Genomic DNA, 6,742 nt, shown 5'->3' on the forward strand with positions numbered 1-6,742 from the left:
CGTAAAATAAACGCCCGGCGCCCTGGTGCCGGAACACAGGAAAGGTGTGGAATGCGGATGGCCGCACAATACGAAATGCTGACCCAGCTGGCGAAAGCTGGTACAAAGCTGGATTTCGGGCAGGATCTGTTCGTCAAATTCTACCAGGCATTTATTGCCTCAAACCGCTGGCAGCAATACCTCAAAGGGGTCATCCCCACGCTGTATGTAACGGCAATTGCTTTGGCGATCGGCGTGGTGCTGGGCAGCGTGGTTGCCCTGGTGCGTGTTGCGCATGACCAACAGCGCCGCGGCCACCACGACCCGGCTCTTGCCGTTGCCAACGCTGTATGCAAGCTATACGCCACTGTGATCCGCGGCACCCCCATGATGGTGCAGATGCTGATTATGAGCATGGTTATCTTTGCCAACAGCCGCAACTTTACCATGGTCGGCGCGCTGGCACTGGGCATTAACTCCGGTGCGTATGTTTCGGAGATCATCCGCGGCGGTCTGATGGCCGTTGACCCCGGCCAGATGGAAGCCGGCCGCAGCCTGGGCCTGAACTACATGACAACCATGGTGCTGATCGTGATTCCGCAGGCCATCCGCTCGGTGCTGCCTGCCCTGGGCAATGAGTTCATCGTCCTTCTCAAGGATACCTCGCTCATCACCGTTATTGGCGGCAAGGAGCTGCTGTACGCTGCACAGGGCATCATGAACCGTACTTACGAGCCGATGTTCCCGTTGTTCGGCGTGGCGCTGATGTATCTGATTCTGGTTATGATCTTTACCTGGCTGCTTGGCAAACTGGAAGGGAGGCTGGCGAAGAGTGATCGTCGTTAAGGACTTAAAAAAGAACTATAACGGTCTGGATGTGCTCAAGGGCATTGACCTGACCATCAATAAGGGCGATGTTGTCTGCCTGGTTGGGCCTTCCGGCTGCGGCAAGTCCACTTTTCTGCGCTGCCTGACCCGCCTGGAAGAACCGGACGGCGGCACGGTTATGCTGGACGGCAAAGAGATCACCGAACGCGACATTGATGCCACCCGCGCCCAGATGGGCATGGTGTTCCAGCATTTTAACCTGTTCCCCCACCTGACGGTGAAAAAGAACATCACGCTGGCTCCGGTGCGCCTGGGCCGTATGAGCCAGGCTGCTGCCGACAAGCAGGCCATGGAGCTGCTGGAGCGCATTGGCCTGGCCGATAAGGCGGATGTTTACCCCAACATGCTTTCCGGCGGCCAGAAACAGCGCATTGCCATTGTGCGTGCACTGGCCATGAACCCTGAAGTGCTGTTGTTTGACGAGCCCACCAGCGCGCTGGACCCCGAAATGGTAGGCGAAGTTCTGGAACTGATGAAAGAACTGGCCCGCGATGGCATGACCATGGTGGTGGTGACCCACGAAATGGGTTTTGCCCGTGAGGTTGCCAACCGTGTGATCTTTATTGATGAGGGTGTTATCAAGGTCGATAAGCCCCCGCAGGAGTTCTTTAAGGACCCCGACAATCCGCGCCTGAAAGCGTTTTTGTCCAAGGTACTGTAAAATCAAACTTTTGTCCGCCCCGTTTAGAATGGTGAGAGCTGTTCTGGATGGGGCGGACTTTTTTAGTTAGGAGGGAGGAGGGATGAGTTTTCGGCGGCACTTAGAATTATGCGGTATTGCCCTAAAAACATTTGTAGGGGACGATGCTTGCATCGTCCCGCGGAACCCTGCCGCACTGCGAACTTTTGCACCAAAATCCCAGACTCCAAACCGATCCCCCGCAAAACCAAAGGCATGCGGACCCTCGTATCTACCGAGAATCCGCATGCCTATTTCTTAGGGTGTATCTGAAAAGTCGAAAATTTAGTCTATTTCTACAAACACAGCGGGATTTTGCGAAATATCCGTTATGTTCTTTGTTTTCAGATACACCTTAGCTTATGTGATTTATGCGATACCCATTAAAGTCTTTCGCCAAGGCCTTTTTCAAAAAGGCCAAAAAACTCCCGTAAGGAATCACTCCAGTTCGAAATCCCCCGGCAGCAGCAGGTCCAGCGCGGCATCAGCATCCGCGACCAGGCGCTTGGACTGGTTCAGGATGGCTTTTTCCAGCGTGTTACGGGCCATGCGTCCGTTGCCATTTTCGGCGGCGTTCTCTGACTGGCGGCGGTCGAAGAATGCCACCAACGGCATCGCACAGGCATCGTCCAGGCGGTACCCCTTGCTTTTGGCAATGCTCTGGGTGATCGCCAAAAGCTCAGCGCCTGTGTAATCCGGGAATTCAATCTGGTTCGGGAAGCGGCTGGCCAGGCCGGAGTTCGCCGTCAGGAACAGCGCCATCTCCTTGCTGTACCCGGCCAGGATCACCACCAGGTCATCGCGGTGGTCCTCAATACCCTTTACCAGGGTGTCAATGGCTTCCAGCCCAAAGCTGTCCTCGCCGCCGCGGTACAGGCTGTATGCTTCATCAATGAACAGCACGCCGCCCAAAGCGCTCTGGATCACCTGGTTGGTCAGCGGGGCCGTGTGGCCGACATAGCGGCCCACCAGGTCGGCACGGGTCACTTCCACCAGCTGGCCGCCGCGCAGTGCGCCGATGGCTTTCAGATACTTGGCCAGAATGCGGGCAATCGTGGTTTTGCCGGTGCCGGGGTTGCCGGTAAAAATCATGTGCATGTTCACATCGGCAACTTTCAGGCCCTGGGCCTTGCGCTTTTGCTGGGCCTGCACGTTCTGGGCAATGCCGCGCACAAAATCCTTTACTTCGTCAAGGCCCACAATGGCATCTAGCTCCGCTTCCACGGCATCCACATCGCCGCGGTACTGGCGGGGCAGCAGGGCCAGCAGGTCAAACGGTTCACCGCTGCCAATGGCGGCCATCAGGCGGCTGCCGTCCACCGTCAATTTGGCGGGCGTTCCGGCGGTAGGAATGTCGTCCGCATCCAGAACGTACTCTGCAAAGGCGCGGTAGATGCTGTCGACATAATCGCGCATGGCGGTCATGCCGCTGGTTTTGCCGTACTGCGCGGCAACCAGGTCCCGCACATCGCCGCCCATGGCAAGCACAAGGCCGCACTGCGCCTTGACCCGCTGGGCCAGGTGGTTCAGCTCCCGCGCGGCAATGGCGGCCAGGCTTTCGGGAGTGAACGCCTGGGTGCGGCAGATGTCCCCCTCCAGCGCGTCCACGAACCGCGCGCCGAACTTGTCCGCCAGGGCGGTTTCGTCCCGGTTGGAGAAAAATACAAAATACTTGCCGGCAGCCTGCAATTCGCCGATCGCGCCGGGGGCCAGGGCGGTGCCCACATCCACCAGAATGCCGCGCTGCAATACATAGCGGCTGGTCAGCGGCAGAGTGCCGTCAATGGCCAGCGTTGCCAGCATGTTCAGGTAATTGGATGCACAGCTTTCGTAATGGTCAAAGGCCAGAACCTCGGCGTCAGACTGCAAGGCGGCATACAGGTCCTGCAAAAACAGCTTTTCCTGTGCGGGGCCGGGGTACAGGGCCAGATCCATCGTTTCAATCAGGGCGCTGTGCAAAAGTCCGCGGCCTGCCATCTCGTCCACAATGCAGGTCAGGGCATAGTGCCGCCCGGTACCGGTGGGGCCGCACAGCAGCATGCTGCCGCGGGCATGGGCGGTATCGGCGGTGCCCATCACAAAGGGGCGGCGGAACGCCTTGACCACCTGCCCCACAAAGGCATCCTGCCCCAGCACCTGCTGGCGCACCCGGTCGGCCAGGCCATTAAAGTTTTCCGGGCCGGCTTTTACCGGTTCTGCTGCGGGGGCAGGCTGTGCGGTTTTGCCGCCCAGCAGGCCGTCCTGGCGCAGGCTTTGGGTCAGCTCGCTGCTCATGCGGCGCACACTGTCCGCGGTGGCGGCGCCGGCGCGCTGCACGGCGTTCAGGGCGTCCGCGGCAGATTTCTGGCGTTTTTGGCTTTCGGCCAAAGCGTCCAGCTGGGCCTGCATGGCGTTCAGGCTATTTTGCGCGGCATCGCGGTCCTGTTTGGTAGCGCTGTGGCGGCCTGTACCGGTCACACTGCGCACCCAGGCATCGTATTGATCTTCCAGGCTCATGGCTTTGCCCTCCGTTATATCAGTCGGCTTTTTTCACGGTAATTTTATAAAAGTTTTTGGTACTGCACCCGGCGCGGCCGCCGCCCGCACACGCGCAGGCGCATGCACAGCTGGAAACACAGGCACACGCACACGCGCAGCTGGAATGGTTGGAGTGATCCGAACCGCCGCTGCGCCGCCCGGCACCACCGCCGCGGGTCTTTCCGCCCCCGGCCTTGAAGTTTGCGGGTGGGGGAACGCGATGGTAGCCTTCTGGCGGGGGCAGATTACGGGCAACATGGATATGGGTGTGCCCGTTGGAATACCAGTACCAGTCGTCGGGGTCATCCTCGCCAAAACCACCGTTCCAGATCCCGTTTGTGCGGGAAATGGAAACCGTGATCAGAGCAATCACGATAATGACCAGAAGGAGTACGAAGAAGAAAACCAGTACCTGGTCACTGTCGTCATAATACATTTCGCTGTCCGTTGCGGCAGCATCGGGGGAGTAGTTTTGTGCTGTATGGGCGGGAACGCTGACATGCACCGTGGCGCTTTCGCCATGGTCCAGCGGGCCAAAGTTCCACACAAGATAGTTGCCGTCCTGGCTGTCGTTATCGGCCTGGATACCGTCCAGCGCCACCCAGCGGATGGTCAGCTCATCCACACACAAATCATCGAACCAGCCGGGGGTAAAGCTGTAGTCGGCGTTGCCGTCCTCGTTCAGCAAAAACAGATGGGACTGGTGTACCTGGAACGCAAAGTGTACGCTGCTCTGTGCGCCGATGGTGGCGGCAATATCCGGCGGGAAGTAGGCGTTGATAAAATCAACCTTGGCAAAGGAACCGCCGTCATCCACGGAACTTACGTTAAGAACTGTATCCGGCGTCAGGTTGACCAGGCTGTCGTTGTGGCTGTTGGGCAGGCCGATGCGCACCCAGGTCAGCGGTTCATCCAGGCTGCCGCCGATCACGTTCCAGTCCAGCTCATAGGTGATATCGGCGGAGCCATCGGCGCGGGTGTCCACTGTTACGGTATAGTGGGTGATCTCATCCATGTCGCCGTCATCCGCATGGGCGGGCAGGACGGCGGCAACAAACAGCAGCAGAACGGCCAGCATAGCCCACAGCTGCGCGGCAAAGCGTAAAACAGATTGTTTCATCACAAACCTCCCTGTGCGGGAACGGTTGTGCCAAGCTGGCAGATGTGTTCCATTTTCGCACTTTCTTCCCGCACACGGCGGCAGGCGGGGGCATTCCAGATCTTGTGCCAGGGATCATGCAGGATGTTGCCCAGGCCAGCGCCCTCCCGCAGCCAGCTCTGGCAGGGCAGAACGGTGCCGTCTGGCGCAACGGCCATGTTGGAAAGGCAGGCCCCGCAGCTGGGCACCTGGGTAAAGCCAAGGTCCAACAGTACCGCATCCGGCAGCCAGCCGGGGCTGGTAAAGTTGATCTCCATGTGGTTTTGTTCAGCATAGGCCATCGCGGGGCGCAGCACGGCGGTCAGTGCTTCCGGCGTTAAGCGGGTGGCCTTGCTGGGGTCGGTTTCGGCCCCGCCGGTGGGAATTAGCCCGCTGCAGGTGGCATAGCGCACGCCAAGAGAGTTGGCCAGCGCCAGCGTTGCGGTGTAATCCTGGTTCAGGCTGCACAGCGGGGTGTTGATGCTGACATTCAGCCCCGCCTCCACCGCATTGCGGATGCCGCTGATGGTGTCCGCATAGCCGGGGGCACCCACCAGCGTGTTATGGATCGCTTCATCCGCCGAATATAGGGTGACCTGCACGCTGTCCAGGCTGGCGTCCGCCAGTTCCCGGCAAAGGGCACTGGTCAGCATGCGGCCGTTGGTGTTCAGCCGGGTAACAAACCACTGTGCGGCATGCACCAGGCTGACCAGGTCATTGCGCATGGTGGGTTCGCCGCCGGTAAAGGTCAGCTGCGGAATGCCCGCCGCGCGGCATTTTTGGATAACAGCCAGCCATTGGTCGGTATCCAGCTCTTTCACCGCGCCAAGGGGCTGGTTGGCGGCGTAACAGTGCAGGCATTTCTGGTTGCAGTGCCAGGCACCGTCCTTTTCCATGGAGCTTACCATCAGGTCCATGCGGTGGGGGGCTGCCATATAGCGGGCGTAAGCGCCCAGGTCCATCGGCTGCACATGCACGGGCGGTTCCTGCCCGGCGGTCAGCGCGCGGAAGGAGGTCAGCATGGCATTCAAATCCGCGCGGATCTGGTCGGGAGCCGTTTTCGGGTAAACAGCAGCGGCGGTTTCCACAGCCTGGGCGGCAATGCCGGCCCACTGGTCCTCGGTGATCTCCTTGCCCTCAAAAGGCTGCAGGGCGTCCATCAGCCCTGCCAGCAGAATGGCCCAGGAAACGCTGAGCGGCAAAATATCCTGCCCGTTCAAAAGTGCAACAAACGGCACATTGCGCCGTGCTTTTTTGCAAGGGAGCAGGTGAATGCGCAGCACACCGGGGCCCTCCGGGTCCAAGGTGACATGGCGCACAACGCTTAGGTGCTGGTGCAGATAAGAGGACTCTGCACGCGATAAAAACATCATCTAAAACACTCCAAAACAGATTTAGCGGCCAAACACATAAAAGCAGTGCCGCTGCAGTGGTTGACTATTAAATAATTCTCCCAAATGTGTTAAGGCAACACCGCACAATTCCCGCCTTGCGGCTTAAGCACCGCTCCGGCAGCTGCGGCACGGCATCTGCGTTGCCAA

General features: G+C 59.2%; 5 protein-coding genes. 2 read left to right on the plus strand and 3 right to left on the minus strand.

Annotation, left to right across the window (positions count from 1 at the left end):
* Nucleotides 1-57: 57 nt before the first annotated feature.
* Nucleotides 58-825, plus strand: coding sequence for an amino acid ABC transporter permease (locus tag C4885_RS09510; RefSeq protein ID WP_114000106.1), 768 nt, complete (start codon nt 58-60; stop codon nt 823-825).
* A complete protein-coding gene (locus tag C4885_RS09515) occupies nt 812-1,528 on the plus strand; it encodes an amino acid ABC transporter ATP-binding protein (protein ID WP_114000107.1) in 717 nt (238 codons plus the stop codon). Before C4885_RS09510 ends, C4885_RS09515 begins: the two co-directional genes overlap by 14 nt.
* A 456-nt stretch (nt 1,529-1,984) precedes the next feature.
* Here C4885_RS09515 and C4885_RS09520 read toward each other — a convergent pair whose 3' ends face one another.
* Genes C4885_RS09520 through C4885_RS09530 form a run of 3 tightly spaced genes read right to left on the minus strand, consistent with a single transcriptional unit; the run spans nt 1,985 to nt 6,574 of the window.
* Complete coding sequence (locus tag C4885_RS09520; protein ID WP_114000108.1) at nt 1,985-4,042, minus strand: AAA family ATPase; 2,058 nt, start codon at nt 4,040-4,042, stop codon at nt 1,985-1,987.
* A gap of 19 nt (nt 4,043-4,061) precedes the next feature.
* Nucleotides 4,062-5,183, minus strand: coding sequence for a hypothetical protein (locus C4885_RS09525; protein WP_114000109.1), 1,122 nt, complete (start codon nt 5,181-5,183; stop codon nt 4,062-4,064).
* Nucleotides 5,183-6,574 (minus strand): radical SAM/SPASM domain-containing protein, encoded by a 1,392-nt coding sequence (locus tag C4885_RS09530; protein ID WP_114000110.1) that lies wholly within the window; start codon nt 6,572-6,574, stop codon nt 5,183-5,185. The genes C4885_RS09525 and C4885_RS09530 overlap by 1 nt, the downstream gene beginning before the upstream one ends.
* Nucleotides 6,575-6,742: the final 168 nt, after the last annotated feature.

The organism is Subdoligranulum sp. APC924/74, from assembly GCF_003324125.1.
GTDB lineage: Bacteria > Bacillota > Clostridia > Oscillospirales > Ruminococcaceae > Gemmiger > Gemmiger qucibialis.

Coding starts and splice junctions, on each gene's coding strand:
- C4885_RS09510 (WP_114000106.1), top strand. CDS start 58: ATGGCCGCACAATACGAAATGCTGACCCAGCTGGCGAAAGCTGGTACA.
- C4885_RS09520 (WP_114000108.1), bottom strand. CDS start 4,042: ATGAGCCTGGAAGATCAATACGATGCCTGGGTGCGCAGTGTGACCGGT.
- C4885_RS09525 (WP_114000109.1), bottom strand. CDS start 5,183: ATGAAACAATCTGTTTTACGCTTTGCCGCGCAGCTGTGGGCTATGCTG.
- C4885_RS09530 (WP_114000110.1), bottom strand. CDS start 6,574: ATGATGTTTTTATCGCGTGCAGAGTCCTCTTATCTGCACCAGCACCTA.